This is a genomic window from Streptomyces sp. NPDC039424, from assembly GCF_055639495.1.
On record NZ_JBVKAI010000023.1, the window covers coordinates 25,740 to 51,847 of the forward strand.

Consider the following 26,108-nt stretch of genomic DNA (forward strand, 5'->3'; position numbering starts at 1 on the left):
GACAACGACCGGATCCGGTGACCCGTCCGTCAACCGTTCCACAGGATCGTTCACCGGCCCAGGTACCGCAGTGCGGAGCGGGCGGCGTTCGCCCCGCACATGCCGTGCACCCCGGCGCCCGGTGGGGTGGCCGCCGAGCACAGGTAGACGCCGGGGATGCCGGTGCTGTAGGGGTCGAGGGCCGTCCGGGGGCGCAGCACGACCTGCCGTGCGGTGTTGGCACCGCCGACGATGTCGCCACCGATGAAGTTGGCGTTGTAGCGGGCCAGTTCGGCGGTCGAGCGCACCGAGAGCCCCACGACGCGCTCCCGGAAGCCCGAGGCGAACCGCTCGATCTGGCGCAGCACCGCCTCAGTGGCGTCACCCCGAAAGCCGTGCGGGACGTGAGCGTACGCCCAGACCGGATGCACGTCGCCGCGGGACCGGCCGGGGTCGGCGAGGTACTGCTGGCCGACCAGGACGAACGGTCGCTCGGGCATCCGGCCGCCGGCGGTCTGCGCCTCCGTGCGGACGACCTCCTCCAGGGAGCCGCCCAGGTGCACGGTTCCCGCGCGGCGGCATGCCTCATGGGTCCAGGGAATGCCGCCCTGGACGGCGAGGTCCACCTTGAACGCCGCCGGGCCGTGCCGCCAAGCGCGGTAGGCACGTCTCACCCGGCCGGGCAGCCGGTCGCCGCAGATGCGCGCCGCGGCGCCGGGCATGGTGTCGAGCATGACGATCCGGGCGGGAGCCAGCTCGGCCAAGGAGTCCACCCGCACCCCTGTCTCGACAGTCCCGCCGAGCTGGGCGAGCAGTGCGGCCAGGGCATCGGTGATGGTCCGGGACCCGCCGCGGGCGACCGGCCAGCCGAAGCGGTGGGCTGCGCCGATGAGCATCAGTCCGACCGCGGAGCTGGCCGGCCCGGTCAGCGGATACATCAGATGCGCCGCCGCACCCGCGAACAGCGCCCTGGCCTCCTCCGTTCGCCAGCGCCGGACCACGGCCGTGGCCGGCTGGAGCGCCCGGAGCCCGAAACGGGCCAGGGCCACCGGGTGGGCGGGCAGATGTGGTACTGGACGCAGCACATCCTCGGTGAGCGCGTCGAAGTCGCCGGCCAGCGGGGCGAACAGCCGCTCCCAGGCCGGGCCGTCCGCGCCGAGCCCGCTCGTGGTCCGTTCCAGGGAGCGGACCAGCACCCCGGCCCGCCCGCCGTCCAGCGGGTGGGCCAGATCGACCTCGGGCCACGCCCATGCGACGCCGTACCGCTCCAGGCCGAGGGTCCGCAGGAACGGCGAGCCCACGCCCAGCGGGTGTACCGCGGAGCAGTGGTCGTGCAGCAGTCCGGGGACGGTCAGTTCGCTGCTCCGGGCGCCACCGCCGATCTCGTCGGCGGCCTCCAGGACGGTGACCTTCAGCCCTCGCTGGGCCAGGCTGACGGCGGCGGCCAGCCCGTTCGGGCCGGCCCCCACGACGATCGCGTCACTCATGTGCGGCTCCCGCCACGATCGTGTCACTCATGTGCTGCCGCCACCTCGGTCGCCGGTCGCGGTGTGCCGACGGGCTGTACGGGGATCGCGGGCGTCTCGTCGTCGAGCCAGGGCTGCCGGGTCACCATGTCGCGCACGTTCACGTATCCCTCCTCGATCAGGCCGCTCGCCGCATCCACGATGCGGTAGTGCTGCCGCGCGCGGTGCGTCGGCTGCGACTCGAGAATGACGGCGCGCAGGTCGCCCGGCGCGAAGCCGCACCGCTGCTGTACGGCGGCCAGCAGCTGCTCGTTGTGCAGGTGGCCGTCGCCGAAGTTCCAGCCGAGGACCGCTCCCGCCACCGTCTCGCCCTCCCGCACATCGTAGGCCTCCACGTCGTCCACGGCCCGCGGCAGCAGCCCGGCCAGCGCGCGGCCGTGGGTGTGCATCGCCCGCCAGGCCAGCCCCTGGTGCAGCACCACTTCGGCGGTCTCGGCGCCGTACAGGCGGGTGAGCTGGTCGACGGGCAGACCGGACGCCTTCACGATGTGTTCGTTGAGCCGCTGCTCGGTGCCCTTGCGGAAGCACCACAGGCTGGTGGCCCAGTTGCCGGCGTAGTAGCGCATCGAGGGAAGGAACGACACCAGGTCGGGGCGGACATGGCCGAGCACCGGGACCACCACCAGGCTCAGCACCAGAACCGCGGCCAGCAGCGGGGAGTGCAGGGCGAAGGCGCCGGCCGCCGCGTCGTGGCCGAAGAGGACGAGCGCCGAGTAGATGAAGAAGACGTTCCACTCCAGCGGTACGCCCATCGGGAAGGTCGACAGGATGTGCAGATGGAAGACGACCATCACGGCCAGGGCGACGGTGGTGATGATCCCGCCGTGCGAGAGCACCAGGACCAGCGGCACCGCGTACTCGACGACCGTGCCGCCGTGCGCGGCCGCGGCGGCGAGCCCGGACGGCCTGAGATCGTCGGGGTAGTGCCGGTACAGCCGGCGCTTGAGCCAGGCCGGCCGCAGCGGACTGTTGCTGATCATCACAGCCACCACGAACGGGAAGTGGCGGTTGAGCTTCGAGGAGGCGGCGCCCCACCACAGGGCGACCATGACCAGCTTCAGCGCTGCGGGCATGTCGGTCGACGGGAAGAGGAAGACCAGCAGCGTCAGCCCGTAGTGCTCGGCGCGGGCGGCGAGGAAGACGGTCTTGTCGCGCAGCCCGAGGAGGGCGAGCAGCGCCGCGAGCACGGCGATGCGCCACGGAGCCAGCACGGCGGACGCACCCGGGTCACCCGGTGAGCACAGCAACCACACCGCCGCCCCCAATACGGCCGCGTACAGGGCCACGTCGGCCACCGTGCGCCGGGTACCCGCGGTGCCCGGGATCCGGCCTGGCCAGGGGGGCAGCCGTACGGTGCCGGGGCGCAGCCAGTGCAAGAAGGCGCCGACCGGCGGCAGGAAGTGGGAGCTGAGGGGACCTGAGCCGCAGCCGAGGCCCAGGACCTCGTACAGCAGCGTCCAGATCGCGAGCTTCTGGTAGACGATCGGCTCTGCCCACCACGAGCCGAAGTGCGTCACACCGCCGACGCCGGAAGTCGCGGAGACGACCGCGATGCCGCCGAGTGCGTATGCCGTGATCTTCACCAGGTACAGCAGATGCACGATGCCGGGGGTGCCGAAGCCGTGCCTGGCCCAGTGCTCGGCCAGCGGCCTGATGCGTTGCTGGTAGGGGCGGGTGCGCCAGCGCTGTGTGTCGATGTCTGCCATGTTCGGTGCGAGGAATCCCATGACTGCCTCCGTGTTCAGCCGGCGGTGGTGACCGCGGTGGTCCTGGCCCGGAGCGCGGGCTTGTCCGTCTTGCCGACGGGATTCCTCGGCAGTCGGTCGACGATGATGATCTCGGCGGGCACCTTGAACCTCGCCAGCCGGGCCCGGCAGTGGTCGAGAAGGTCGGTCGCGGTGGCCGAGGCGCCCGCGCGCAGCGCCAGGAAGGCCACCGGCACCTCGCCGAGTCGCTGTTCCGGTGCTCCCACCACGGCGGCTTCCAGCACATCGGGGTGGTCGCCGAGCGCGGTCTCGATCTCCTTGGGGTAGATGTTCTCGCCGCCGCGGATGATCATGTCTTTGATGCGGTCGACCAGCACCAGATAGCCGTCCTCGTCGAAGCGCCCGACATCGCCCGTGTGCAGCCAGCCGTCGACGACAGTGCGGGCGGTCTCCTCCGGGCGGCCCAGATAGCCGCGCATGACGTTGGGCCCGCGCACCACCACCTCACCGGTCACCCCGGCAGACACCATGCGGCCCTGCGGGTCCATCACGGCGACCTGCTGGCCGGGCAGCGGCAGTCCGACCGTGCCGGGCTTGCGCGGACCGTCCAGCGGGTTGGTGGTGGAGGCGCAGGTGCCTTCGGAGAGGCCGTAGCCCTCCAGGATCGGGATGCCGTAGCGGTGCTCGAACCGCTCGATGAGCGCGGGCGGCATCGGAGCCGCCCCACAGGCGGCGAACCGCAGCATCGAGGTGTCGGGCATCACCTGGTCCGGCAGTTCGGCGAGCATCGAGTAGATCGACGGGACCGCGGAGAAGCAGGTCGGACGGACCTCGGCGACCAGGCCGAAAAAGGTTTCCGCCCGGAACCGCCCGGCCACCGTGACCCGGCCGCCGGCCAGCAGGGGGGACAGCACGCCGACCACGATCCCGTTGACGTGGAACAGCGGCAGGATCAGCAGGCTGTGGTCGGCCTCGCACAGGCGGGCGCTGTCGATCAACATCCCCGCCATGGCGGCGAGGTTGGCGTGGTCGAGCATCACGCCTTTGGGGCGTCCGGTGCTGCCACTGGTGTAGATCAGCAGAGCGAGCGCGCCGGGGTCTGTCCGCGGTGGGGCCGTGTCTTCGGGCCCGGCGCCCAACTCGGCCACCGGCAGCGCTCCGGCGAGGGGCGACGGCCCGGCGGTGACGACCACGACGGCACCCGCGTCGCTGAGCTGGTAACGCACCTCGCCCTCGGTGAGTGCCGGGTTGACCGGGGTCACGGCCGCGCCCAGCCGCCAGGCGGCGAAGAGCGCGACGACGAAGTCCGCCGTGTTGGGCAGCAGCAGCGCCACCACGTCACCGCGCCCCGTACCCCGCGCCCGCAGGGCCGCCGCGGCCCGGCGTACCTGCCCGGCGAACGCCGCGTTGTCCAGCATTGAAACGTCATCAGCGATGCAGGGACCGTCCGCGTCCCGTCGGGCGCGCAGATCTGGCAGTTCCGCGATATGCATGTCGGCTCCTCGAAGTACGTCCACGGACGTCGGACGGACGCGGTGCGCGTCCTGACACGGCACGGATGTCCGGTACATGAGGAGAGACAGTACGAATCCGCGGATCCCCAGGCCCATGGGCGCGGGCGACGACGCTCGGGGCGGGACTTGTGCGCGGCGCACGAAGCGGGGGGCGGCACTCCCGCACTGACCCGCGCCGGTCCCGAGGCCTGGTGCACTCGGGGCCGGCGACGGGTTGCCGGGAGCCTGTCGGTGAAGAAGCCGCGGTCAGACGAAGGCGCTCTCGCCGGTGACCGCCTTGCCGACGATGAGCGTGTTCATCTCGCGGGTGCCTTCGAACGAGTAGATCGCCTCGGCGTCGGCGAAGAACCGTGCGATGTCATAGTCGAGCACGATGCCATTGCCACCGAAGATCTCCCGGCACCACCCCACCACCTCGCGCATCCGCGAGGTGACGAACGCCTTGGCCAGCGAGGAGTGCTCGTCACGGAAAACGCCGGCGTCCTGCAGCCGCGCGAGCTGGACCAGCATGCCCCAGCAGGCGGTGATGTTGCCCAGGCTCTTGACCAGCAGGTCCTGCACCATCTGGAACCGCGCGATGGGCCGGCCGAACTGCCTGCGCTCCTTGGCGTAGTTCAGCGCCAGCTCATAGGCGCCGATCATCACGCCGAGGGCCTGCCAGGCGACTCCGCTGCGGGTGGCGCGGAGGATCTCCGCCACATCGCGGAAGGATTCGATCCGCTGCAGCCGGTTGGCCTCGGGCACCTTGACGTCGGTCAGGGTTATCTCGGCGTTCTCCACGATCCTGAACGCGATCTTGTTCTCGATCTTCACCGGGGAGAAGCCCGGGGTGCCCTTCTCCACCACGAAACCCTTGACCCTGTCGTCCGCCTCGTCGCGGGCCCAGACCACCACCAGGTCGGCGAACGTCGCGTTGCCGATCCACCGTTTGGCGCCGTTGAGCACCCAGTTCTCCCCGTCCCGGCGGGCGGTGGTCCGCATGCCTCCGGCCACGTCGGAGCCGCCCAGCGGTTCGGTCATCGCGAAGGCCCCGATGGTCTCCAGTGCGGCCATCGAGGGCAGCCAGCGGTCCCGTTGCTCCTGGTCGCCGCCCCGGTAGACGCTGTACATCGCCAGGCCGCTGTGCACCCCGAAGAACGTGGCGGTGGAGGCGTCGGTGCGGGTGTATTCCATCGACAGCATGCCGATCAGCAGATTACTCCCGGCCGGCAAGGGGTCGCCGTACCCCTCGTAGGGGACGCCGGCGAGTCCGAGCTCGCGGAACCTGCCGATGAGCTCGCGGGGAAACTCTCCCTTGGACCAGTATTCGTTGACCAGCGGCTTGACCTCGGTGCGCATGAAGGCCCTGGCACGCAGCAGCAGTTCACGCTCGTGCGATGGCAACAATGACTCGACGTCATAGAAGTCCGCGGCCAACCGCTCGTCGGCGGACGTCTCCTTCGGCAGCAGGGTGGTCATGACCGGTTCTCCTTCTCCACGTCGGTGATGCCGTCCCGGGCGGACAGCACGGCGATCTGCTTGGCGTCGCGCTCCTGGCTGAGGTCGGCGTAGGAACGGGAGCCGTAGGCGTCCTCGACTGCGGCGACGAGCCGTTCGGTCTGTTCGGGGCTCTGCTCCGGCCGGCCGAGCGAGTCCCACATCGTGTGCATCGACACGCCGATGTGCTCGGCCATGTGCCGGTAGCCGCCGGGGCCGCCGCCGAGATGCGCGCCGAGGAACGGCCCCACGGTCGCCCAGCGCAGGCCGAGTGAGTTCACCATCACGGTGTCCAGTTCCGCAGGGCTGACGACGCCCTGCTCGACCAGGTAGATCGCCTCCCGGCTGAGGGCGTTCTGCAGGCGGTTGCCGACGAAGCCGGGGATCTCCTTGCGTTCCACGACGGGCACGCGGCCGACGAAGCGGTAGAAGTCCACGGCCCGCGTCACGCTCTCCTGCGAGGTGCGCTCACCGGGCACCACCTCCACCAGCGGCACCAGGTGCGGCGGGTTGAAGGGGTGGCCGATCAGGATCCGGCGGGCGTCCTCGATGGTGTCGGTGAACGCCGTCGCGGGGATCGCGGAGGAGGAGCTGAGCAGCAGCGCGTGTTCGGGGGCGGCGCCGACCAGGTCGGTGAACAGCTCCCGCTTGAAGGCGACGTTCTCCGGGCCGTTCTCCTGTACGACGTCGGCGTCGCGCACCGCGTCGGTGAGGTCGTCGGCCACCCGTACCCGCTCGGCGAGGCCGTCCACCTCCAGGCCCTGCGCGGCCAGTTGGCCGGCCGCTCGGCCGAGCGCGTCGGCGACCGCCTCCGCCAGGTCCGGCCGCGGGTCGGTGATCCGTACCCGCATGCCGTGGCCTGCGAAGAGCGCGGCCCAGGACAGTCCGATCGTCCCGGCGCCGACCACCGCGGCGGTGGTGAACGGCTTGGTCATCACATGGCCTCCTTCTGCGTCCCGGGCCGGGCGAGGCACGACAGGTAGTCGTGGACGGGCTTGACCGGCGCCAGGGTCAGATCGGTCAAGATGTGGCTGGCGGAGACGATCTCGTGCACCGGCAGATCGGCCAGCGGTGCCAGCGCGTGTGCGAACAGCTGCAGCCGGGCGGGGCCGGTCCAGGCGCCCTTCACCGTGATGTCGGTGATCTCGGTGCGCACCAACTGCGCTATCTGCGGCGCCCCGTCGAAGCCGGGAACCAGTTTCAGCATGTACGTCGGCACACCGATCTGGGCCACGGCCTCCTCGACCGACAGCTCGTAGTGCTTGTAGCCCATCGTGGCGGTCGCCACCCGAAGGGTGCCGACGTCGAGGACTCCGACCAGCGCGCCGTGGTCGGCGTAAAGGGCGGGCGACCCGGCGGTCTTGGGGTACGCGCTCGCCTCGCGCCCGGAGGTGATGGCCGGTAGATTGTCCAGATACATCGCGTGCAGGTACTCGCCCTGCTCGCCCTCGTAGCGAACCTGGATCGCCTGGCCGGCCTCGGTGTACGGCCCGTACCCGCTGACGTCGCCCATCCGCATGACCTCGAAGCGCACCAGCGGCTCGTCGATCTCCAGCGGTTCCGGCACCACCGCGCGCAGTGCCGCGTGGTCGGTGCGGTAGACGATGTTGAGGTACTCGCGGTTGGTGAAGCGCGGCACGACCGGCGGATAGGCCGGGTTGGCCAGTGGAGTCGCGATGTGCTGGGGCACGTCCTGCTGATTCATCGTGCGTTCTCCCTCGGGTCCCGTGGTTTTACCGGTCCTGCCAGACCGGGGAGCGGCGCTCGGTGAAGGCGGTCATGCCCTCGCGCACGTCGGCGGAGGCCGCGAGCCGTGCCATCTGCCGCCCCTGCACGGTGAACGCCTCCTCTTCCGGCGCGCCGTCCGCGATCCTGACGAGTTCCTTGACGGCAGCCAGTGCCAGCGGGGCGTTCTGCGCGATCCGCTCGGCCAGGTCCAGTGCGGTGGCGACGGTCTCCCCGGCCGTGACCACACGGTTGGCGATACCGAGTTGTCCGGCCCGTCGGCCCGAGATCGGCTCACCGGTCAGCAGCAGTTCCATCGCCAGGTGGTACGGGATGCGCTTGGGAAGCCGGATCACCCCGCCGCCTGCCGCGATCAGCCCGCGGCTGACCTCCGGGAGGCCGAACCGGGCGTCGTCCGCGGCGACGATCAGATCGCAGCCCAGGGCGAGTTCGAAGCCGCCTCCCATCGCCCAGCCCTCGACAGCGGCGATCAGCGGCTTGGTCGTCCGGGCCTGGGTCAGGCCGCCGAATCCGCGCCCCGGGATTTCGGGAGATTCCCCGGCCAGCGCGGCCTTGAGGTCCATCCCGGCACTGAAGGTGCCCTGCGCGCCGGTGAGCACGCCGACCCGCAGGTCGGGGTCCGACTCCAAGCGGTCGAGGGCGGCCGACAGCCTGGCGGCGACGGCCGCGTTGACCGCGTTGCGCGCCTTCGGCCGGTCGATGGTGATCAACAGGGACGAACCGATGGTCTCGGTCCGCACCTCGGTGGTGCTGTGCATGTGTGGGTCCTTGATCGACGGTGGGACAGCAGCTGACGGCGGATCGGTGAAGAGGTATCAGCGGCCTGCGGCAAGTTCCCGGAAGACCTCGTCGGTGTGCTGGCCGGGCAGCGGGGCGAGTCGGCGGACCGATGCCGGGGCGGCGGAGAACCGCACGGGGATACCGACCGAGCGGATGGCGCCCTCGCTAGGGTGCTCCACCACATCGAGCAGACCGCCGCCGCGCACATACGGGTCCTCGGCGGCCCGGTCCAGTTCGAGCACGGGCGCCATCGGGATGCTGTGCCTGGCGCAGACCCGGGCCCACTCCTCGGTGCTCAGGCTCGGCGAGCACTCCCCCACCAGTTCCATCAGCGCGTCGACGTCGTCATCGGCGATGGACTCGCTGTTGACGCGCGGGTCCGCGGCGAGGTCGGCACGGTCGGCGGCGAGGAAGAAGTCCCGGAAGTTCCGCGGGTTGTAGGGGATGACGCAGGCGAGGCCGTCCTTGGTGCGCACCGCGCGGTGCCCCCTCTTCATCGACAGCGGGAACCCCGTGGGGCCCTGCGGCGGTTCGAAGACATGGCCCGCCAGGTGCTCGACGAGGTTGAAGGCTATGAGCGTGTCGGTCATCGGTATCTCGATGTACTGGCCGGTGCCGGTGCGGGCCCGGTGGACCAGCGCGGCGAGCACCGAGTAGACGATGGTCAGCGCGCAGACCTTGTCACCGATGATCGTCGGCAGGTACGCCGGGGTGCCCAGCGCCCGGTTGGTCACGTCCACCAGGCCGGAGGCAGCCTGCACGGTCTCGTCGTAGGCTGCGTTGCCGGCCTGGTCGGAGTCGCTGCGGAAGCCCTGGGCATGGGCATAGACCAGGCCGGGGTGGCGGTGGGCGATGTCAGCGTGGGCGAGGCCGAGGCGGTCGAGCGCACCGGGGCGCATGTTGGTGACGAGCACATCGGCACTGTCGATCAGTTCCAGGGCCCGTTCGCGGTCGGCCTCATCCTTGAGGTTCAACCGCACGCTGCGCTTGTTGCGGTTGACGTTGAGGTTGAGCGGGGTCATACCGGGTGTGGTGCGGTAGGGGCCTACTCGTACCGTGTCGGACGGGGACTCGATCTTGATGACGTCGGCGCCGAGGTCACCAAGAATCTGCGCCGCGTAGGGCCCCATCACCACCGTTGACAGATCGATCACCCGTACGCCGCCCAGCGGACCGGTGGTACCGGCGTCCGTGATGTCCATCATCACTCCTGTTCACGCAGTAATTTCATGGCGAATCTTTCCACCGCCGACGCTATGCGTGAACGAGCCCAGAGGGAATGATCAACTGGCGAACAAGGGCATGACCGCAGCAGTCACACCCATTCCGTCAATCCTTGGAAAAGGGCAGTCGAAAATCGGTCAGACGGAGATGACCTCGTTGAAGATCTGCCGTGCCCGGGCCGCGACGTCACCCAAATCACCGCCGTCACCCGCCCGGTCCCTTCGGAACAACAGACCTGTTGTCAGGGCGGGCTGGAAGTCCTCGACGGGCAGCACGGCCACGTTGTCCAGCCGGTAGCGATGCATGGGGCTCTCCGGCGAGAGCATGGTCATCGAAAACGCGATGCCGGAGGAAATCAGTTCGGAGCTTCCAGAATAGTCCGCCACGTTTACGCGGATTCTCTTCTTTATGCCGGCTGAATTCAGTCGGGCGTCGATTTCATCGAAATAGGCCGGGACCGTGTCGTTGGGCGTAGCCACATAGGACAGATCGGCCAGTTCCTCCAGGGTGACCGACGCGCGCCCCGCGAACCGGTCGGCCGGCACCGCTGCACCCAGCCGCTCGCGCATCACCTCGATGACCTCCAGCGCCGCATCGGAGACCGGCAGCCGGGCCAGCGCCATCGCCAGCCTTCCGTCGTGCACCGCGTCCGCCAGAGCCGCCGACGTGCCGGGCCAGCGCTTCAGTTCGCACACCTCCCGGCAGGCGTCCTCCAGCAGCCGGACACGTTCCCGCAACAGCGGATGCACCCCGGCGGGCATCCCGATGAACAACCTGTCCAGCCGCGGGCGCACCGCCTCGCTCAGCCGCCACGGAACCGAGTTGACCCGCTCCAGAATGTCGCGCGCCATGGGAAGCAGGGCAGCACCCGCCGGGGTCAGATCGACCCGGTGGGTGGTGCGCTCGAAGAGCTCGTGACCGAGTTCGCGTTCCAGATCCTTGATCCGCTGGCTCAGCGGAGAGGCCGCCATGTGCAGTCTGCGCGCCGCCTGCGAGAAGTTGAGCTCCTCGGCCACGGCGACGAAGTAACGCAGGTGCAGCATGTCCACGCCTGGCACCCTACCTATGACGGGCCCCCGGCCGCCGGGCGTACTGGAACACCGGCCGCCGGGCTTGCGGGAACGTCTAGACCACATCGTGGTCTCCCTGAGCGTCACGGGCCGCTGGCTTGAGGCCATCCGCGGCCTCGGCGCGGCCACCCGCCGTGATGTCCTCTACGGCGGCGCCCGCACCGGGATGGCCCTCGACCTCACCCCTCCAATCGACCGGGACCGGATCACCCCTTCGAGCGCACGCTCCTCGGCACCTCGATCTGCTCCTCGCCCAGGTGCCGCACGACGAACTGGCCCTGCAGTGCGACCTCACGGTGGAGACCCGTCGTGACCGACCAGAACGCCTCGCCCGGCAGCCGGTGACGTCCCGCGTAGCGCCCTCATGGATCACCTTCCGGTGGACGTACCCGTCAGACTGCGCCTGCGCTGCGGCGATTTCAGGCATCGGCACATGGTCGAACCCGAGTCCCTCGCGAACCAGGTGGACATCCCGATTCTTAGCGTTCTGCCGCATCTTCCCCGAGACGAACGCTCGCCGTCCTGGCCGGTTCGCCCCGGGGCGGCGCACCCGGACCTCGGTGCCATCGAACCGCAGTTCCACGCCTTCGGCCGCGGCGTAGGCGAAGACGTCCTCCAAGGTGCGAAGCCGCAGGTCTAGGTGTCCTGGCACAGCGAAGCCCCGGGCAGCCGGCACTGGACGGATTTCATGAACGGCCCGGGTGATCGTTGAGCGGTCCACGCCGTAGAGAACAGCCAGAGCTGCATGAGGAAACTGGAACCGCAGGACGACCAGGGTGGCGATGATCCGATCGGTGAACACCAACTGATGGTTCGGGCCGGCTCCGACTGCCCTCAGACGGCCGCGACCCCTGCGGTTGTGCAGTCGCCCCTCCGCGGATGCCATCCACGCATGAGCCAACTCGCCGATCAGCGCGCCGAGTCGACGGTTCTGAAGTCCGGTGAAGATGGGATGGGACAAGGCCGTGCGGCCAAGGTATTGCGTCATATGAACACGCAACCCGCACGGCCCCCTTTACGTCACGGCGCACCTGCTGCGACTGCCGCGCAACATGACGTCGATCTACTCTCCATCGCTTGCGGTTGCGGCGATGCGGGCGGCTCAGAAGGTGTCGAGCGCGCCCACGGCCGCACGGATGTGGGCCGGCCCGAGACGCGGCCGCTCTCCGGCGCACCACCAGGAGAGCTGCCCCTCCACCTCGCGCGCATGCATGCCCAGGTTGTGTTCGACGCACAGGGGCCACGCCTGCCCCAGACGCTCAGCGACGGTATCCTGCGCGGCGTCGGCGACGATCGCCAAGGCATGAACAAGGTCTTCGGCCACCTTTGGGTACAGGTGACCGCCGTGCCACTCGCCATTGGCCAGCGCAACGTAGACATACTCCGGCTCGCCCGCCTCGTAGGAAGGCTGGGCCACCAGTTGCAGGGGCCCCTGCTCAGGAAGAGTCACTGCCAAGTCCCGGTCGAGGAGCGCAAGAGCCTCGTCCCACAAGGGGTACTCGCCCAGCGAGACGCGACGGAGCCCGGGACTATCGAAGAGAGCATGCATAGGGCCATCCTCCACTACGGACGGCCCACCCCAATCGCGCACCACGTCGTTAGTCCGTCAGCGCGGTGGAGGGGCAGCGGGCTCATCGACCGGTTCCTCCCCGGGACGGCAGGCCAAGGCCGTTGCTTCAGTGGTCGTGCCATATGTGCGCCTGACCTGATCTCCCCAACTCCCCGCCACCCGCAGGCGCGCGGACCGGCCTCATCGATGCCGGGCCGACGAGCTTGCGCTGATGGCATTCTTCGGCACGCGCCCCGTCCCATGTCAGGGAGCCCGCGCTCAAGAGCCAGAGCTGCCGCCCCCTGCCCGACCTGCAGAACTGGGACCAGCTGCTGCACAACACCCGGAAGGATGCGCCATGAACCCTCCGCACCACACCCTGACCGAACCGGCCTCCGACGCCACAATCGACACCGCCTGCCGGGTCCTGCGGCTGCCGACCATGCGCGCCCAGTTCGCCGACACCGTCGCACGCGCCGAGCGCGAGCACCTGTCCTACCGTGGCTTCCTCGCCAAACTGCTGATGGCCGAATGCAAAGACCGCGACCACCGACGCTCCGAGCGTCGGATACGCGCTGCTGGCTTTCCACGGCAGAAATGGCTGTCCGACTTCGTAACAACCTCGCCACCTGCGAATGGGTCTGCACGGGCGATCCCTTGTGTTTGATCGGTGACTCGGGCACAGGCAAGTCCCATCTGCTGATCGGCCTGGGCCCGGCCGCCGCAATGGCCGGCCACCGTGTCTGCTACGTGCCGCCAAGCTCGTCAACGAGCTCGTCGAGGCCGCCGATGACAAGCAGTTGGCCAAGACCATCGCCCGCTACGGCCGCGTCGATCTCCTCTCCATTGATGAACTTGGCTATCTCGAACTCGACCGCCGGGGGGCCGCTCTGTAGTTCCGCTACGATCTTCTCCTCGCGGAGACTGACCTCATGGGCCTTGGCCAGAGCAGCGCCGATATCGTCCAGCGCCGGTCGGGTGAGCAGTTCGCTGGCCAGAATCGGTTGCGAGGCCTGTTGAGGGCCCAGATGGGACAGTGCTAAACCAGCCGCATCAGGGTGGGAATCCAGGCGCTGAGCCCTCGGCACGTGCCCTGGCCCAGAGGTCTTCGGGTCTTCGAGAATGTGAATCCGGGCAGCGGCACGGTCGGCTTCCTACTGGGCTGTGACCTTGTGGTCCAGAGCCTGGCGGGTCTCGTCGCCTACCCTCGCCAGTTCTGCAGGTGCGCTACGAGCGTGAAGTTCGCGGATGTCATTGCCGGCGATGATCTCGCGTTGCGTGCTGACGATCTGCAGCAGAGTCGACAGCAGAACATCGTGATCCCGTAGTACGTAACGCAGCCGGTATGACGGGCACGCTCAAAATCGACCTCGAGGCGCGGGGCTGCGACAGCGTCCTCGGGCGGTGCTTCTCGGTGTCGTTGTGCGTTGACGCAACCTCATAGTTCGCCGATAGAAGGAGAGCTGCCGGCAGCGCTACCGGCGTATCCCCGATCGCCTGCAACAAGGAACGCGCCTTCCCACAAGGGATTCGATGCTCTTCCGCCGAAAGGCCTGCTGCAAAGTTAGTGATCTTCAGGAACTGCAGAGTGAACGGCAAGGGGGACTTGGGGTGGGCCTGGCCCTTGAAGAGCCGGTCGATGTGGGACTTGGAGGCAGCCACCTCGGAGATCGGATGCGCAGGAGGTTCAACCGTCTGGCCAGCCTCGCGTCGGACTCTCAGCTGTTCCTGCTGCTTCCGGGCCGCGGCTTCGAAGGCTTTCGCGATCTTGTCGGCCCTCGGCGCCACCGGCCTTGGCGCCCTCGTCGACGAGCTCACCGCCGACAACAAGCGGCTACAAGGCGAGCTCGACCAGGCACTTGCCCAGCTCAACGAACTGACCGGCCAGCTCGGCGAAGCGCAGGACGGCTTGGCCGCCGCCCGTGCCAGCATCCGCCAGATGATTCGCACCGAGAACGCAGCTGGCACCGATCCCAGGAGAACCTGAGATCCTCGGCTCGTGCCGTGATGTGTCAGGTCAGGGCCGTGCCGATGGCACCGAGCAGGGCGAACTGTTCGGCTGTGCTGGTCCCCGGTGGTGCGGAGCAGATGGCGATGCGCAGGTCGCTACCCGGGATGGTGAGGGTGTCGCAGTCGACGGTGACAGGGCCGAGGTCAGGATGGTGGACGGTCTTGCTGTCGGTGGTGTGAAAGCCCACAGCGTGGGACTCCCACAGGCCGTCGAAGCGTTCGCTGGCGCTGCGCAGGGTGTTGATCAGCGTTTTTAGGCGGGTGTCGTGGGGGTAACGGGCGGCGGAGGAGCGCAGGTCGGAGACCAGGGCTGCCTCGAAGCGGGTCTGCTCTTCGGAGGTGTGCGTGACGCGGGTGGGCAGGTGTGTGAAGTGTCGCCAGACGATGTTGGCCTCGCGGCCGCGCCAGAGTGAGGGGTCACCCATGAGGGTGGCCCACAGGGGGTTCCAGGAGATGAGGTTCCAGGCGGCGTCGTGGACGCTGAGCGGGCTGCTGTGGAGCTGGTCAAGGAGGCGCTGGACGCTGGGTGGGATGTACGGGCAGACCTGACCGGTCGTGGGCGGGGCCTGGCCGGCGAGCAGGTAGAGGTGGTCGCGTTCGGTCTCACTCAGGCGCAGGGCGCGGGCGAGGGAGGCGAGGACCTGCGGTGAGGGTGAGGTGGCGCGGCCGCGTTCGAGTCGCACTACGTAGTCGACGGACAGACCGGCAAGCTGGGCGAGCTCTTCGCGCCGCAGCCCGGGCGCCCGCCGGACACCACCGAGAGGGAGTCCCAGATCCTGGGGACTGATGCGGTCACGCCAATGGCGCAAGGCCTGGCCGAGGACTGCGGGATCGTCGTTCACGCTCCCATTGTCCGCGATGCGCGCTTCATAAGCCTGGTACTGGCCGACCCCCCGCTGAGGAGAGCTCTCCCCGTTGTTGAGCGTGGCGTGCAGGCTGATTGCCATGACAAAAGTCACCGTGATCACCGGGGCCAATAAGGGTCTCGGGTACGAAACGGCCCGCCGCCTGATCGAGCAGGGCCACACCGTCTACGCCGGCGCCCGCGACCCGCACCGCGGCGAGCAGACCGCCAAGGCCATCGACGCCCGGCCACTCCTGATCGACATCACCGACGACGCCTCCGTGGCCGCCGCCGCAGAGCAGGTCCGAGCCGAGGCCGGACGGGTGGACGTGCTGATCAACAACGCCGGCATCGCCGGTCCCGCCGCCGCGACCGGGGACCTGACCGCGGCCGACCTGCAGCAGGTCTTCGACACCAACGTCTTCGGCGCGGTGCGGACCACACGGGCCTTCCTGCCCCTGCTGCAGGCCGCCGAGCACCCGTCGGTCGTGAACGTCTCCAGCAGCCTGGGCTCGCTGACCATCAACGTCGACCCGACCGCCCACACCGACATCCTCCCGGCCTGGGCGCCGCTGCTGGCCTACAACTCCTCCAAGGCCGCGCTGAACATGCTGACCCTGCTCTATGCACGGGCGTTCCCGCAGATCACTGTCACCTCGGTCGACCCCGGCTTCACCGCCACCGACCTCAACGGCCACCAGGGCACCCAGAGCGTCGAAGAAGGCGCCGCCGTAATCGTCGCGACAGCCACCGCCGGCCCCGGTGCGCCCACGGCCACCTTCGTCGGTGCCACCGGCCCCGTGCCCTGGTGACCCACTCCTTGCCTGTCCCACCGGCCGCAACCGCGGCCGTGCAGCACAACCAAGAAAGACTGATCACGAACAGCGTTCAACGGGAGTCTCTCGCCACCGCCCAGGCGTTCATCGCCGCCTTCGAGAACCGCGACCCGGCCGCCGGGCCGCGCTGCTGTCGCCGGAAGCGTCGTTCGTCATCCCTCTGTCGATCGCGGGGACCCCGGAGCCCTGGTGCTTCGTCGGCAGCCACGCCCAGGTCCTCGCCTAGATCGAGTCCACGCGGCGAAGTTCGGCCACGTCGCGTTCCCGGACAAGGCCTGGACGGTCAGCGAGGGCGCCCCTTCAGTCTGCATCTTCCGCATCGACGTCGCCGACGGTCAGATCGCCAAGGTGTGGGAGTACGCCAACCTCGTCGCCTACGTCAACCTCGGCATCGCCGACTCTGAGGCGGAGCTGCCGCCCAGGCCCGCTGACGGCCGGTTTGCCGAGGTAAGAACGCAGGCAGAAAGGTGCCCCCGGGGAGACTGGACGGTCTCCCCGGGGGCTTCCCGCGTCCCGGCCGCATCGCAGGCGACTCCTCCGTGCCGTAGTTCCTCAGGCGGTCACTCGTCGAGGGCTTCGGCCACGGTGTCGAGGTCGGCGAGCAGCGCCGCCAGGCGGTCTCCGGGGACGGCCTTGATCAGGCGTTCCTCGATGGTGTAGACGGCGCTGCGGGCGGCGTGCCCTGGAAGGACGTCGACCCGAACAGGGCGCCGCCCTTGAAGGTCGCGGAACGGAAGTCGGCGGCGCGTTTGAAGGTCGCCAACGCGAACTGTGCTTCGTGTTGGAAGGTCGCTGACCTGAAGGTGGCGCCCGGCTCGAAGGTCGCGGACGTGAAGCTGGTGTCGCCCTTGAAGGTGGCGGACTTGAAGCTGGTGTCGCCTTTAAAGGTCACCGATTCGAAGTCGGTGGTGCCCTCGAAGGTCGCCGACTCGAAGTCGGCATCGCCTAGCCTCACTGACTCGACTGTGTCGGGGATCTCGGGGTTCCCCACTGCGCCAGCGTGATCAGCGGGCATGCTCGGGGCTGTTTCGAATACCCATGCAGTTGTCGAGGTGTCAGTTGTCGCTCGTCCCCGTCAAGTGAGCAAGTCCCGTTTCCGACCACACAGATCGCGCGGGTGAGCAACCCGGGCGGACGACGGCGATGTGGGTGAGAGACGGGCTGTGGTGCGACGAGGACCTCGCGGGCTGGTACCCCCGCGACGGACGCCTCACTGCCAGACCTCAGGCAATCGAAGCAGTCCGCTGCCGCATCGATTTGAAGTACGCCCTGACCACGGAGCTGGACGATCCCAGCTTCCACCACAGCGTGCTGGCCGACTTCCGCGAGCGCCACACCCAGGACGACCGCGGCGACAGGTTGCGGCGTGCCGGATCAGCTCGGTGATGGGCCAGTCCGCGCGGAAGCAGTCGCCGCGCACCTGCTCGATCGGCGTACAGGTCGGCCAGCCGCGGCCGCCGGCCAACCGAGAGCAGCACGTCGTGGCGGGAGGCGAGGACACACAGTGAGCAGGAGCACCGGGCGTCCCGGACCAGTCGCCGGCGCCGGCCACGGAGTCGTACGTTCAGCTGTACGGCACCGGCGCGTCGGCGTGTTTCCGCGGCTGACCGCTTCGCGAGGGGCTTGTCGGTTCCAGCGGACGGCAAAAGACAAAGGCAAGGAGACATCTCTCCTTGCCACTCTCAAGTTATAGCGCGCTGGGGGGCTTGCGGCAAGACCCGGGTCGCGGCGCAGAATCGTCGGCCGGGGTCACAACCTGCGGAGATAGGGGGGCACGACGTGCGTGTGTTGTTGTCGACGTATGGGGACGTGGCGACGTCGACCCCGTAGTGGAACTGGCAGTGCGGCTGAGGGCGCTCGCGGTGTAGGTGCAGGGGTGCGCGCCGTTCGACTCGGCAGAGGGAAGGCAGCCAAAGACGAGGACGTGCCCGACAAGAGGTTCGACAGAGGTGGAGGTGTCGGTGACGCGATCGGCCAGTGCGGTGCAACGGAGCACAGCGGCCTCGGAGGTATTGGAATGACAGAGCAGTACGTGATGGATTTTCAAGCGGTTGACGAGACGCAGGTCGCGGTCGTCGGCGGCAAGGGCGCGCACCTGGGCGGGCTGTCGCGGATCGAAGGCATCCGTGTGCCGGGTGGCTTTTGCGTGACGACGGACGCCTTCCGGCGGATCATGGCGCAAGCGCCGTCGATCGAGGGTCGGCTCGATCAGCTGTCGCGCTTGAACCCGGACGACCGGGATGCGATCCGTACGCTCAGCGCGCAGATTCGCCGGACCATCGAAGAGGTCGCCATCCCGGGTGATCTCGCGGCGGCGATCACCCGCGCGCTCGCCCCGCTGGGCGAGCAGGCCGCCTACGCCGTCCGATCCAGCGCGACGGCAGAGGACTCGCCGACGGCCTCCTTCGCCGGCCAGCAGGACACGTACCTGAACGTGGTGGGGCCGACGGCGATCCTCCAGCACGTCAGCCGGTGCTGGGCCTCGCTGTTCACCGAGCGGGCCGTGACCTACCGCCAGCGGAACGGCATCGACCACCGTACGGTCCACATGGCCGTGGTCGTGCAGCAGATGGTCTTCCCACACGCGGCCGGCATCCTGTTCACAGCCGACCCCGTCACGGGCAACCGGAAGGTCGCCACCGTGGACGCCGGCTTCGGCCTCGGCGAAGCCCTGGTCTCCGGCCTGGTGAACCCGGACGTCTTCAAGGTGCGACGAGATGAAGTCGTCGCCAAGGCGATCGCTGCCAAACAGCGCGCCGTGCACGCCCTGCCGACCGGCGGTACGCGGGAAGTGGCGATCGACTCGCAGCGGCAGGAGCAGCCGGCGCTGACCGATGCGCAGGTCGTGCAGCTCGTGCAGCTCGGGCGGCGGATCGAAGCGCACTTCGGCCGCCCGCAGGACATCGAATGGTGCCTGGTCGATGATGGCTTCCAGATCGTTCAGAACCGGCCGATCACGACGCTGTTCCCCATCCCCGAGACCGGCGACCAGGAGAATCACGTCTACGTCTCGGTCGGTCATCAGCAGATGATGACCGACCCCATGAAGCCCCTGGGGCTGTCCATGTGGCAACTGACGGCCATGGCGCCGATGCACGAGGCCGGCGGGAGACTGTTCGTCGACGTCACCCGGCGTCTGGCCTCGCCCGCGAGCCGCGCCGGCCTCCTGGACGTCATGGGCAGAGGCGATCCGCTGGTCAGGGACGCACTGGAGACCGTCCTCGACCGCGACGATTTCGTCCCGACGCTCCCGGACGCGGGCCCCTGCGGGCCGCCGACCAGCGGCGCGTCTGCCACGATCGAGACCGATCCCGCCATCGTCACCGGTCTGATCGAGCGCAGCCAGGCGTCCGTCGCCGCCCTGGAGCGTGACATCCGGACGAAGGCCGGACCGGCGTTGTTCGACTTCCTGCTGGACGCCTTCCAGGAGCACAAGCGAGTCCTCAGTGATCCGCTGAGCATGCAGGTGATCATGGCGGGGATGGAGGCCACATGGTGGCTCAACGACAAGCTGCAGGAGTGGCTGGGCGAGAAGAACGCGGCCGACACCCTGACGCTGTCCGCCCCCGACAACGTCACGTCGGAGATGGGACTGGCGCTGCTCGACGTCGCCGACGTGATCCGCCCTCATCCGGAAGTGGTGGCGTTCCTACAGGGCGTCGAGGATGAGGACTTCCTGGACGAGCTGGGGAAACTGGCGGGTGGGACCGAAGCCCGCGACGCCATCGAGGCCTACCTCGACCGGTACGGCATGCGCTGCGTCGGCGAGATCGACATCACAAGGCCGCGTTGGCGCGAGCGCCCCACCACGCTCGTGCCCGTGATCCTCGACAACGTCAGGAACTTCGAGCCGGGCGCCGCCGAGCGGCGCTTCGAACAAGGGCGGCAAAAGGCCCAGAAGAAGGAACAGGAACTGCTGTCATGCCTACGGGCCCTGCCGGACGGAGATCAGAAAGCCGACGACACCAAGCGCATGATCGACCGGGTCCGAACCTTCATCGGATACCGGGAGTACCCGAAGTACGGCATCGTCAGCCGCTACTTCGTCTACAAGCAGGCCTTGCTGCGGGAGGCCGAGCGTCTCGTGCAGACCAACGTGCTTCGTGAGAAGGAGGACATCTTCTACCTCACGTTCCAGGAGTTCCACGACGTCGTGCGCTCGAACCAAGTGGATGAGCAGCTCATCCAGCAGCGCAAGGACGCGTTCCGGTCGTACCACGCGCTCACACCGCCCCGGGTGCTCACATCGGATGGCGAGGCCGTCACCGGGGCGTACCGGCGCGACGACATGCCGACCGGTGCCCTGATCGGCCTCCCCGTTTCCACCGGGACCATCGAGGGAAGGGCTCGCGTCATCCTTGACATGGCGGAGGCCGATCTCGAGGCGGGCGACATCCTGGTCACGGCCTACACGGACCCCAGCTGGTCGCCCCTGTTCGTCGGAATCGCGGGCCTGGTGACGGAGGTGGGCGGCCTGATGACCCATGGCGCGGTCATCGCCCGGGAGTACGGCTTGCCGGCCGTCGTGGGCGTGGAGCAGGCCACCCGGCTGATCCGGGACGGGCAGCGGATCCGCGTCCACGGAACCGACGGGTACGTCGAGATCCTGCCATGACCGACCACACCGGGAAGGCCCATCCGCGGCTTCCGGCTAAGACGTCATCTCATTTGGCTGCCTGAGTAGGCTGTCGGTCGTAGTGGGGATCGTTGAGCGGCTGGTGCCGGACGAGTTGTGGGAGCTGTTCCAGGGAGTGGTGCCCGAGGCGCCGGTGCGGCCTCAGGGTGGTGGCCGACGCCGGCACGGTGACCGGGAGGTGCTGGCCGCGATCGTGTTCGTGGCCACGTCTGGATGCACGTGGCAGCAGTTGCCGTCGGCGTCGTTCGGGCCGTCGGGTGCGACGGCCCGAACGACGCTTCGCCGAATGGACGAAGGCCAGTGTGTGGGCCAAGCTCCATCGCCTGGTCCTGGACGAACTCGGCGCCCACGGCGAGCTCGACTGGTCCCGCTGTGCGATCGACTCGGTGAACATGCGGGCTCTGAAAAGGGGGACCTGACGGGCCCGAATCCTAATGGGCGCAAGGGCTGCCAACCATCTCCTTGCCTCTTCGCCGAGCAGCCTGCGCAGCATCCGTATGCTTCCGGTCATGAGATTTTTCCGGCCGCGTGGCCGAAGCGACGCCCAGCGAATGACGGGAACACCTGTGGCTGAGGCCAAAGCCCTTTACGAAGCCGGGCGTTACGCAGAGGCGGAGGCTGAAGCCCGTGCCGTGGCCCGAGCGCGGCCACGCGACGACGAGTACGCAGCTGTGGCGCTGAACATCGCCGCGCTCGCGACGGGCGCCCAGGGCCGCCACGCTGAGGCACTCGCCACCTACGACGAAGCGCTGCCTGCCTTCAGCAGGTTATTTGGAGCCGATCACTGGCTGACCCTGAAGCTGCGCTCGGACCGCGCCCAGCAGATGATCTCGCTCGGTCGGCACGCCGAGTGCGAGGCAGAATGTGCGGCCGTCGCCGAGGCCGCGGGCCGCGGTACCGGCCCGGAGATGTCACTCCTGGCAGCGGCCGCCCGCAATGGGCTGGTCTTCGCCCTCAATGCGCAGGGGCGCCACCAGGAGGCCGAAGCGCTCGCCCGGGAGGCCCTGGCCGCCCATCGCGCACGTGACCGGGCGTCCCTCGTCCTGCGACTCGGCCTGGCTCGCAGCCTCAACGGGCAAGCCCGCCACGAAGACGCCCTCACCGAGGCGCAGGGCGCCGACAAGCTGTACCGCGCTCTGCCCGATTACCAGCGCCATCCAGATACGGGCGCCGTCGAACTGGCCATTGCTACTGCCCTGTTGGGGTTGCGCCGCGCTCCCGATGCCCGTCGCCAGGCTGCAGCCGCTCATGATGCCTGCTTGGCCTCCTTCGGCCCGGACCACCACCGCACCATCGAAGCCCGAACGCTGCTCGAGCACATCGACGGCACCCGACCGTAAGCGCAGCGCCCCCGCTCGGGGCGGGTCGCAGGCGCTCCCTGGGCAGCTCATCCAGCTTTCGCGACGCGCCGGACCAAGAGGTCATCTCATTCGGTGACGTGGCCACGAACACGATCGCGGCCAGCACTTCCCGGTCAACCGTGCCGGCGTCGGCCACCACCCTGCGGACGAGTCGGCGCCTCACCTCTAAGAAACAGGCACTGACGTCGGAGTACCTGAGTACGCCGTGGCCAGGGCGCAGTGCGCGCCGTGCCCTCGTCATCCCGCCGGGCGGCGCGGCGACTCGGGAGCCGTCCCGCCGGGCGCCCCCGCGACTGCGTCTCGGGGACTCCGGGCCGACCCGCGCAGCCGTCAGTCTTGTCGGCACGACAGGCTGCAGAACGGCGCTCCCCCACAGCTGTTGGGTGAGGGAGCGCCGTCGTCTCCGGCGGGTCTGCGCCGCACTCGCCCGGGCCGGCCGCCGCCGCAAGAAGAGCGCCGCCTGATGTCCGCATCAGCGCCGTGGCCATGACGTGGGCACTTCGGAGCCGATGCTCGCTGCTGTTGAATCGCACGGAAGGTTGAAGTAGCGCACTCGTTTTGTCACGCCCTTCAATGCCGCAGCGAAGACTTCAGTGCTGCGGTCTCGGAGGCGATGTCGGCAAATATTCGGCGGTACTCGATCGTCCTTCGGGTATGCCACACCCGAGTCCTGCCCTGTCCCCAACTCCGCCTGAGTGGGCACACTGTGGCCACAGCAGCACCCCAGATGATCCGGTCGGCTGCCGCGGCGTCCACGCCCCTAGCCACACTGCGTGCCTCGCCCACCTGGCCGATGCCGACCGCGACGCTTACCTGGCCAGCCTGACCCTCGGCACCGATCTCGACCACCGCGGCACCCCCTTCACCGAACCCTTTATCGGTGCCCTCCTTGCCGTACTCCGCGCCCCCGCCACGGCTGACAACACACCCGACGGAGCAAGCTCCCAGCCCCACCAACAGCTACCTGTGCTGGGCGCGCTGCCGGTACAAAGAGCGGACTGCACGCCCTGCTCATGGAAGCCAGCGCCCTGGTGTCGCTTCTGTGAAGGCCAGGCCCGTGCCCACCGCGCGGCCGCGCGCCCGGCCAGCCGCGTACTTACCCGGCCCGGGCAGCTGCTGGCACACCGGTGCTGTGCTTGTGACGCCGAGGAAAGGCGCCTGCCGCGGCCGTTGCGGCCCCTGGCCTGCGGCCACGGGTAGCACGGGTGATGATCTTCGCTAGCTCGGGTTGTGTCACCGCTCCCATTCGGGCAGCCGGGCGCAAGATCAATCAGAAGCAAATGAGATCAAACGGCGCGCTCATGAGATCCGTTCGGCCTACCGAACGTCAAGAGCTGTACATCCTCTTTTTATGACCCCTACGAAAACCGTCAACCTGGAGAAATCGCTTCCTCCTGGATACCTCGTCGCCGATCCCCGCAGGCCAAGCTGGTGGGTGCGCTCCCATGATCCGAATGAGCCCGCACTGCACACAGAGCGAGCAACTGCGAGAAATATCGGGAGCCTGAGGCTGATTCAGATTCATCCATCGCGTCGACGCTCGCAGCCGTAGGGGCGACGAGCGGGAGGGGGCCACAGCCTTGCGGAAGTACCACTGGAAGCCCTGAGTTCCGGCGACGTAGCGCCGCTTGAGCCATCTCGCGCCGAGCGGCAAGCGCGGCCGCACTTAGGTCGCTAGGTCGGCGCTGCGTACCGGCCGCGCGGGAGCACTGGGCAGAGAGCAGGAGACGCAGGCGGAGAACGGGCGCGCTCCGAGCGGATCCGGGCAGGGTTCTTACCGCCGTTCCGGTCGGAAACATCCTCTGCCTGCTGAAATGCGTAAGTCGACACGGGCGCGATCGGTCCGGAACGCATGGCGCCTTCACCTGGCCATGTGGCGGAGAATGCGTGTAGAAAATCTACATAAACCCGAACGGATCGGGCTTCGCCACTGTGGGCACGGTCTTCGCTTCGTGGTCGCGACAGGTTCGGCTGCTGCGACAGGTTCGAAGCTGACGCCAGAAGATCAAGAAGTCGGCGAGCTCGGCCGCCAGGCCAGAAAGACCCTGCGGGACAGCAGTAACCCGTGAGCGATCCCACAAGTGCGTCGATCGGTTGGCGCGCGGCCGGCGAGGGGGCTATCGTCGATAGGTAGAACGACCGGTCTTCCTCCCTCAAGAGGAAGGGTCTATATCGGCCTTCCCGGCTGGGCTGCCTCCAGGCGGAGATCCCCCAGTAGGTCGCCGGTGCACGTCGAAGAGAGATCAAAAGGTTCCGTGAAACCAACCCGCGCCCCGGCCGAGCCGAGGCACCGCACAGAGCCGCTGCCTCATGCGGCTCCGACGGGATCAGCTTCCCGACCGGATCAGCCGGACGGCGTTCAGCAGGGTCTCGTAGGCGGCCGTGGAGTCGTCCAGGTAGCCGGCTGCCATCGCGCCGTCGTACAGCATCAGCAGTGCGCCGGCGGCCGACTCCGGGTCGGTGTGGCCGAGCCGGGTGAGCAGGTCCTGGAAGAGGGTGCGGATCCAGTTCCGGTGGGTCGTCACCAGGTCGCGGACCGGGTGGTCGGCGTCCGGGTACTCGGCGGACGCGTTCAGGAACGGCGATCCGCGAAAGCCGCGCTCACGGGCGTGCTCGGCGATCGCCTCGAAGATGAGGTCGATCGCTTCGGCGGGCGGGTGCCCGGCGGCCAGCGGTTCGGCCACCTGCTTGTAGTAGGCGTCCTTGGTCAGCAGGTATGCCACGACCAGGTCGTCCTTGGAGGCGAAGTGCCGGTAGAAGGTCGCCTTGGTCACCCCGGCCTCGGCGATCAGCCGCTCCACGCCGATCGCGCGTACTCCCTCGTAATAGAACAGCCGAGACGCAGCCCGGACCAGGCGTTCGCGAGGAGGCAGGTCTCCTTCGATCGTGCTCTCCAGACGCTTGGGGTTGGTTGTCTTCTGCCCAGTAGTACTCACTTCCCCATTCTGCCCGTGGCCCGGCCCTGAGTGGCCCCCACCCCCCTACGGCCTACCAGAGCCGCCACCCCCATCCCGTACGGCCCGAGCAACGTGGCCGCGCATTGAAAGGTTTGAACGATGACTCGTCGTCTTGAAGGAACCGTCGCCCTGGTCACCGGCGCGTCCAGCGGCATCGGCCACGCCACAGCCCTCGAGCTTGCCCGCGAGGGCGCGTCCGTGGCCCTGGTCGGCCGGCGCGAGGACCGGCTCACCGACCTCGCCGCGGAGATCTCAAGCGCCGGCGGACAGGCCCTGGTCGTGCCCGCCGACATCACCGACGCTCAGGCCGCCGCCGCTGCGGTCGAGCGGACCGTCGAAGGCCTGGGCCGCCTGGACACCCTGGTCAACAACGCCGGGCTGATGCTGCTCGGGCCCACCCCCGGCGCCGACCTGAACGACTGGCAGCGCATGGTCGACATCAACCTCATGGGCCTGCTGCACACCACCCACGCGGCCGTTCCTCACCTGGTCAAGGCCGCCGCCGACGGGCCGCGCCAGGTCGCCGACATCGTCAACATCAGCTCGCTGAACGGCCGCAACGCCTACGCCATGATGGCCGTGTACACCGCCACCAAGTTCGGCGTCACCGGCTTCAGCGAGGCGCTGCGCCAGGAACTGGCAAAGCAGCACGTCCGCGTGTCCGTCATTGAGCCGGGCAGCGTCGACACCGAACTGCGTACCCACAACTCGGAAGCCGTCCAGCAACTGCTCAACGCCGGCCTCGGCGACGTCGAACGGCTGCAGAGCCAGGACGTCGCCGACACCGTCGGCTACATCGTCACCCGCCCTCGGCACGTGGCTGTCGCCGAACTGCTCGTACGCCCCACCGAGCAGGCCTGAACCCAAGCCCGGAGTCCATACCCAGACATACAA

21 protein-coding genes and 2 pseudogenes are annotated in these 26,108 nt (G+C 68.7%); 9 read left to right on the forward strand and 14 right to left on the reverse strand.

Annotated elements, in window-relative coordinates; all coding sequences use genetic code 11:
• Nucleotides 1-50: 50 nt before the first annotated feature.
• The 9 genes from ACZ7L0_RS37120 to ACZ7L0_RS37160 form a co-directional block, all read right to left on the reverse strand.
• On the reverse strand, nt 51-1,493 hold the full coding sequence (locus ACZ7L0_RS37120; protein ID WP_471246990.1) for a phytoene desaturase family protein: 1,443 nt from the start codon (nt 1,491-1,493) through the stop codon (nt 51-53).
• A complete protein-coding gene (locus ACZ7L0_RS37125; protein ID WP_471246991.1) occupies nt 1,490-3,232 on the reverse strand; it encodes a DUF3556 domain-containing protein in 1,743 nt (580 codons plus the stop codon). The genes ACZ7L0_RS37120 and ACZ7L0_RS37125 overlap by 4 nt, the downstream gene beginning before the upstream one ends.
• A gap of 14 nt (nt 3,233-3,246) precedes the next feature.
• A complete protein-coding gene (locus ACZ7L0_RS37130; RefSeq protein ID WP_471246992.1) occupies nt 3,247-4,704 on the reverse strand; it encodes a class I adenylate-forming enzyme family protein in 1,458 nt (485 codons plus the stop codon).
• A gap of 267 nt (nt 4,705-4,971) precedes the next feature.
• Nucleotides 4,972-6,183 (reverse strand): acyl-CoA dehydrogenase family protein, encoded by a 1,212-nt coding sequence (locus ACZ7L0_RS37135; RefSeq protein WP_471246993.1) that lies wholly within the window; start codon nt 6,181-6,183, stop codon nt 4,972-4,974.
• Complete coding sequence (locus tag ACZ7L0_RS37140; protein ID WP_471246994.1) at nt 6,180-7,136, reverse strand: 3-hydroxyacyl-CoA dehydrogenase NAD-binding domain-containing protein; 957 nt, start codon at nt 7,134-7,136, stop codon at nt 6,180-6,182. The genes ACZ7L0_RS37135 and ACZ7L0_RS37140 overlap by 4 nt, the downstream gene beginning before the upstream one ends.
• A complete protein-coding gene (locus ACZ7L0_RS37145) occupies nt 7,136-7,906 on the reverse strand; it encodes an acetoacetate decarboxylase (protein WP_471246995.1) in 771 nt (256 codons plus the stop codon). Before ACZ7L0_RS37145 ends, ACZ7L0_RS37140 begins: the two co-directional genes overlap by 1 nt.
• Nucleotides 7,907-7,934: 28 nt before the next feature.
• Nucleotides 7,935-8,705 carry a crotonase/enoyl-CoA hydratase family protein gene (locus ACZ7L0_RS37150; protein WP_471246996.1) on the reverse strand — a complete coding sequence of 257 codons (771 nt, stop codon included), beginning with the start codon at nt 8,703-8,705 and terminating at the stop codon, nt 7,935-7,937.
• 57 nt (nt 8,706-8,762) lie between these two features.
• Nucleotides 8,763-9,932 (reverse strand): CaiB/BaiF CoA transferase family protein, encoded by a 1,170-nt coding sequence (locus tag ACZ7L0_RS37155; RefSeq protein WP_471246997.1) that lies wholly within the window; start codon nt 9,930-9,932, stop codon nt 8,763-8,765.
• 156 nt (nt 9,933-10,088) lie between these two features.
• Complete coding sequence (locus tag ACZ7L0_RS37160) at nt 10,089-11,000, reverse strand: LysR family transcriptional regulator (protein ID WP_471246998.1); 912 nt, start codon at nt 10,998-11,000, stop codon at nt 10,089-10,091.
• A gap of 400 nt (nt 11,001-11,400) precedes the next feature.
• Here ACZ7L0_RS37160 and ACZ7L0_RS37165 point away from each other — a divergent pair, with 400 nt between their 5' ends.
• On the forward strand, nt 11,401-11,661 hold the full coding sequence (locus ACZ7L0_RS37165; RefSeq protein WP_471247088.1) for a hypothetical protein: 261 nt from the start codon (nt 11,401-11,403) through the stop codon (nt 11,659-11,661).
• Nucleotides 11,662-11,691: 30 nt separating this feature from the next.
• Here the strand turns inward: ACZ7L0_RS37165 and ACZ7L0_RS37170 are convergent.
• Both ACZ7L0_RS37170 and ACZ7L0_RS37175 read right to left on the reverse strand, forming a co-directional pair.
• Nucleotides 11,692-12,009, reverse strand: a pseudogene (locus tag ACZ7L0_RS37170) (transposase family protein); the annotation flags it as partial.
• 114 nt (nt 12,010-12,123) lie between these two features.
• A complete protein-coding gene (locus ACZ7L0_RS37175) occupies nt 12,124-12,570 on the reverse strand; it encodes a hypothetical protein (protein WP_471246999.1) in 447 nt (148 codons plus the stop codon).
• A 442-nt stretch (nt 12,571-13,012) separates the two neighbouring features.
• Here ACZ7L0_RS37175 and ACZ7L0_RS37180 point away from each other — a divergent pair.
• Both ACZ7L0_RS37180 and ACZ7L0_RS37185 read left to right on the forward strand, forming a co-directional pair.
• A pseudogene (locus ACZ7L0_RS37180) lies at nt 13,013-13,466 on the forward strand (ATP-binding protein).
• An 872-nt stretch (nt 13,467-14,338) separates the two neighbouring features.
• Nucleotides 14,339-14,557 carry a DUF4164 family protein gene (locus ACZ7L0_RS37185; protein WP_471247000.1) on the forward strand — a complete coding sequence of 73 codons (219 nt, stop codon included), beginning with the start codon at nt 14,339-14,341 and terminating at the stop codon, nt 14,555-14,557.
• A 25-nt stretch (nt 14,558-14,582) separates the two neighbouring features.
• Here ACZ7L0_RS37185 and ACZ7L0_RS37190 read toward each other — a convergent pair whose 3' ends face one another.
• Nucleotides 14,583-15,422: a helix-turn-helix transcriptional regulator gene (locus ACZ7L0_RS37190; RefSeq protein WP_471247001.1), complete on the reverse strand. Its 840-nt coding sequence runs from the start codon at nt 15,420-15,422 to the stop codon at nt 14,583-14,585.
• A 103-nt stretch (nt 15,423-15,525) separates the two neighbouring features.
• Here ACZ7L0_RS37190 and ACZ7L0_RS37195 point away from each other — a divergent pair, with 103 nt between their 5' ends.
• A complete protein-coding gene (locus ACZ7L0_RS37195; RefSeq protein WP_471247002.1) occupies nt 15,526-16,236 on the forward strand; it encodes an SDR family NAD(P)-dependent oxidoreductase in 711 nt (236 codons plus the stop codon).
• 661 nt (nt 16,237-16,897) lie between these two features.
• On the opposite strand, the gene ACZ7L0_RS37200 is transcribed toward ACZ7L0_RS37195, so the two are convergent.
• Nucleotides 16,898-17,215: a pentapeptide repeat-containing protein gene (locus tag ACZ7L0_RS37200; protein ID WP_471247003.1), complete on the reverse strand. Its 318-nt coding sequence runs from the start codon at nt 17,213-17,215 to the stop codon at nt 16,898-16,900.
• Nucleotides 17,216-17,409: 194 nt separating this feature from the next.
• On the opposite strand from ACZ7L0_RS37200, the gene ACZ7L0_RS37205 reads away from it, so the two are divergent.
• The 4 genes from ACZ7L0_RS37205 to ACZ7L0_RS37220 all read left to right on the forward strand — a co-directional run bounded on the left by ACZ7L0_RS37205 (nt 17,410) and on the right by ACZ7L0_RS37220 (nt 22,236).
• On the forward strand, nt 17,410-17,646 hold the full coding sequence (locus tag ACZ7L0_RS37205) for a hypothetical protein (protein ID WP_471247004.1): 237 nt from the start codon (nt 17,410-17,412) through the stop codon (nt 17,644-17,646).
• Between the two features lie 631 nt (nt 17,647-18,277).
• A complete protein-coding gene (rph, locus tag ACZ7L0_RS37210; RefSeq protein WP_471247005.1) occupies nt 18,278-20,875 on the forward strand; it encodes a rifamycin-inactivating phosphotransferase in 2,598 nt (865 codons plus the stop codon).
• A gap of 103 nt (nt 20,876-20,978) precedes the next feature.
• Nucleotides 20,979-21,470, forward strand: coding sequence for a transposase (locus tag ACZ7L0_RS37215; protein ID WP_471247079.1), 492 nt, complete (start codon nt 20,979-20,981; stop codon nt 21,468-21,470).
• Nucleotides 21,448-22,236 carry a tetratricopeptide repeat protein gene (locus ACZ7L0_RS37220; RefSeq protein WP_471247006.1) on the forward strand — a complete coding sequence of 263 codons (789 nt, stop codon included), beginning with the start codon at nt 21,448-21,450 and terminating at the stop codon, nt 22,234-22,236. The genes ACZ7L0_RS37215 and ACZ7L0_RS37220 overlap by 23 nt, the downstream gene beginning before the upstream one ends.
• A 2,348-nt stretch (nt 22,237-24,584) precedes the next feature.
• On the opposite strand, the gene ACZ7L0_RS37225 is transcribed toward ACZ7L0_RS37220, so the two are convergent.
• Nucleotides 24,585-25,193: a TetR/AcrR family transcriptional regulator gene (locus ACZ7L0_RS37225; protein ID WP_471247007.1), complete on the reverse strand. Its 609-nt coding sequence runs from the start codon at nt 25,191-25,193 to the stop codon at nt 24,585-24,587.
• Between the two features lie 120 nt (nt 25,194-25,313).
• Here ACZ7L0_RS37225 and ACZ7L0_RS37230 point away from each other — a divergent pair, with 120 nt between their 5' ends.
• Complete coding sequence (locus ACZ7L0_RS37230) at nt 25,314-26,075, forward strand: SDR family NAD(P)-dependent oxidoreductase (protein ID WP_471247008.1); 762 nt, start codon at nt 25,314-25,316, stop codon at nt 26,073-26,075.
• The last annotated feature ends 33 nt before the right edge of the window (nt 26,076-26,108 follow it).

Excerpts from the sequence above, each read along its gene's own strand:
- ACZ7L0_RS37125 (WP_471246991.1), bottom strand. The coding sequence starts at position 3,232 with ATGGGATTCCTCGCACCGAACATGGCAGACATCGACACACAGCGCTGG.
- ACZ7L0_RS37130 (WP_471246992.1), bottom strand. The coding sequence starts at position 4,704 with ATGCATATCGCGGAACTGCCAGATCTGCGCGCCCGACGGGACGCGGAC.
- ACZ7L0_RS37135 (WP_471246993.1), bottom strand. The coding sequence starts at position 6,183 with ATGACCACCCTGCTGCCGAAGGAGACGTCCGCCGACGAGCGGTTGGCC.
- ACZ7L0_RS37140 (WP_471246994.1), bottom strand. The coding sequence starts at position 7,136 with ATGACCAAGCCGTTCACCACCGCCGCGGTGGTCGGCGCCGGGACGATC.
- ACZ7L0_RS37145 (WP_471246995.1), bottom strand. The coding sequence starts at position 7,906 with ATGAATCAGCAGGACGTGCCCCAGCACATCGCGACTCCACTGGCCAAC.
- ACZ7L0_RS37150 (WP_471246996.1), bottom strand. The coding sequence starts at position 8,705 with ATGCACAGCACCACCGAGGTGCGGACCGAGACCATCGGTTCGTCCCTG.
- ACZ7L0_RS37155 (WP_471246997.1), bottom strand. The coding sequence starts at position 9,932 with ATGATGGACATCACGGACGCCGGTACCACCGGTCCGCTGGGCGGCGTA.
- ACZ7L0_RS37175 (WP_471246999.1), bottom strand. The coding sequence starts at position 12,570 with ATGCATGCTCTCTTCGATAGTCCCGGGCTCCGTCGCGTCTCGCTGGGC.
- ACZ7L0_RS37195 (WP_471247002.1), top strand. The coding sequence starts at position 15,526 with ATGACAAAAGTCACCGTGATCACCGGGGCCAATAAGGGTCTCGGGTAC.
- rph (WP_471247005.1), top strand. The coding sequence starts at position 18,278 with ATGACAGAGCAGTACGTGATGGATTTTCAAGCGGTTGACGAGACGCAG.
- ACZ7L0_RS37220 (WP_471247006.1), top strand. The coding sequence starts at position 21,448 with ATGACGGGAACACCTGTGGCTGAGGCCAAAGCCCTTTACGAAGCCGGG.
- ACZ7L0_RS37230 (WP_471247008.1), top strand. The coding sequence starts at position 25,314 with ATGACTCGTCGTCTTGAAGGAACCGTCGCCCTGGTCACCGGCGCGTCC.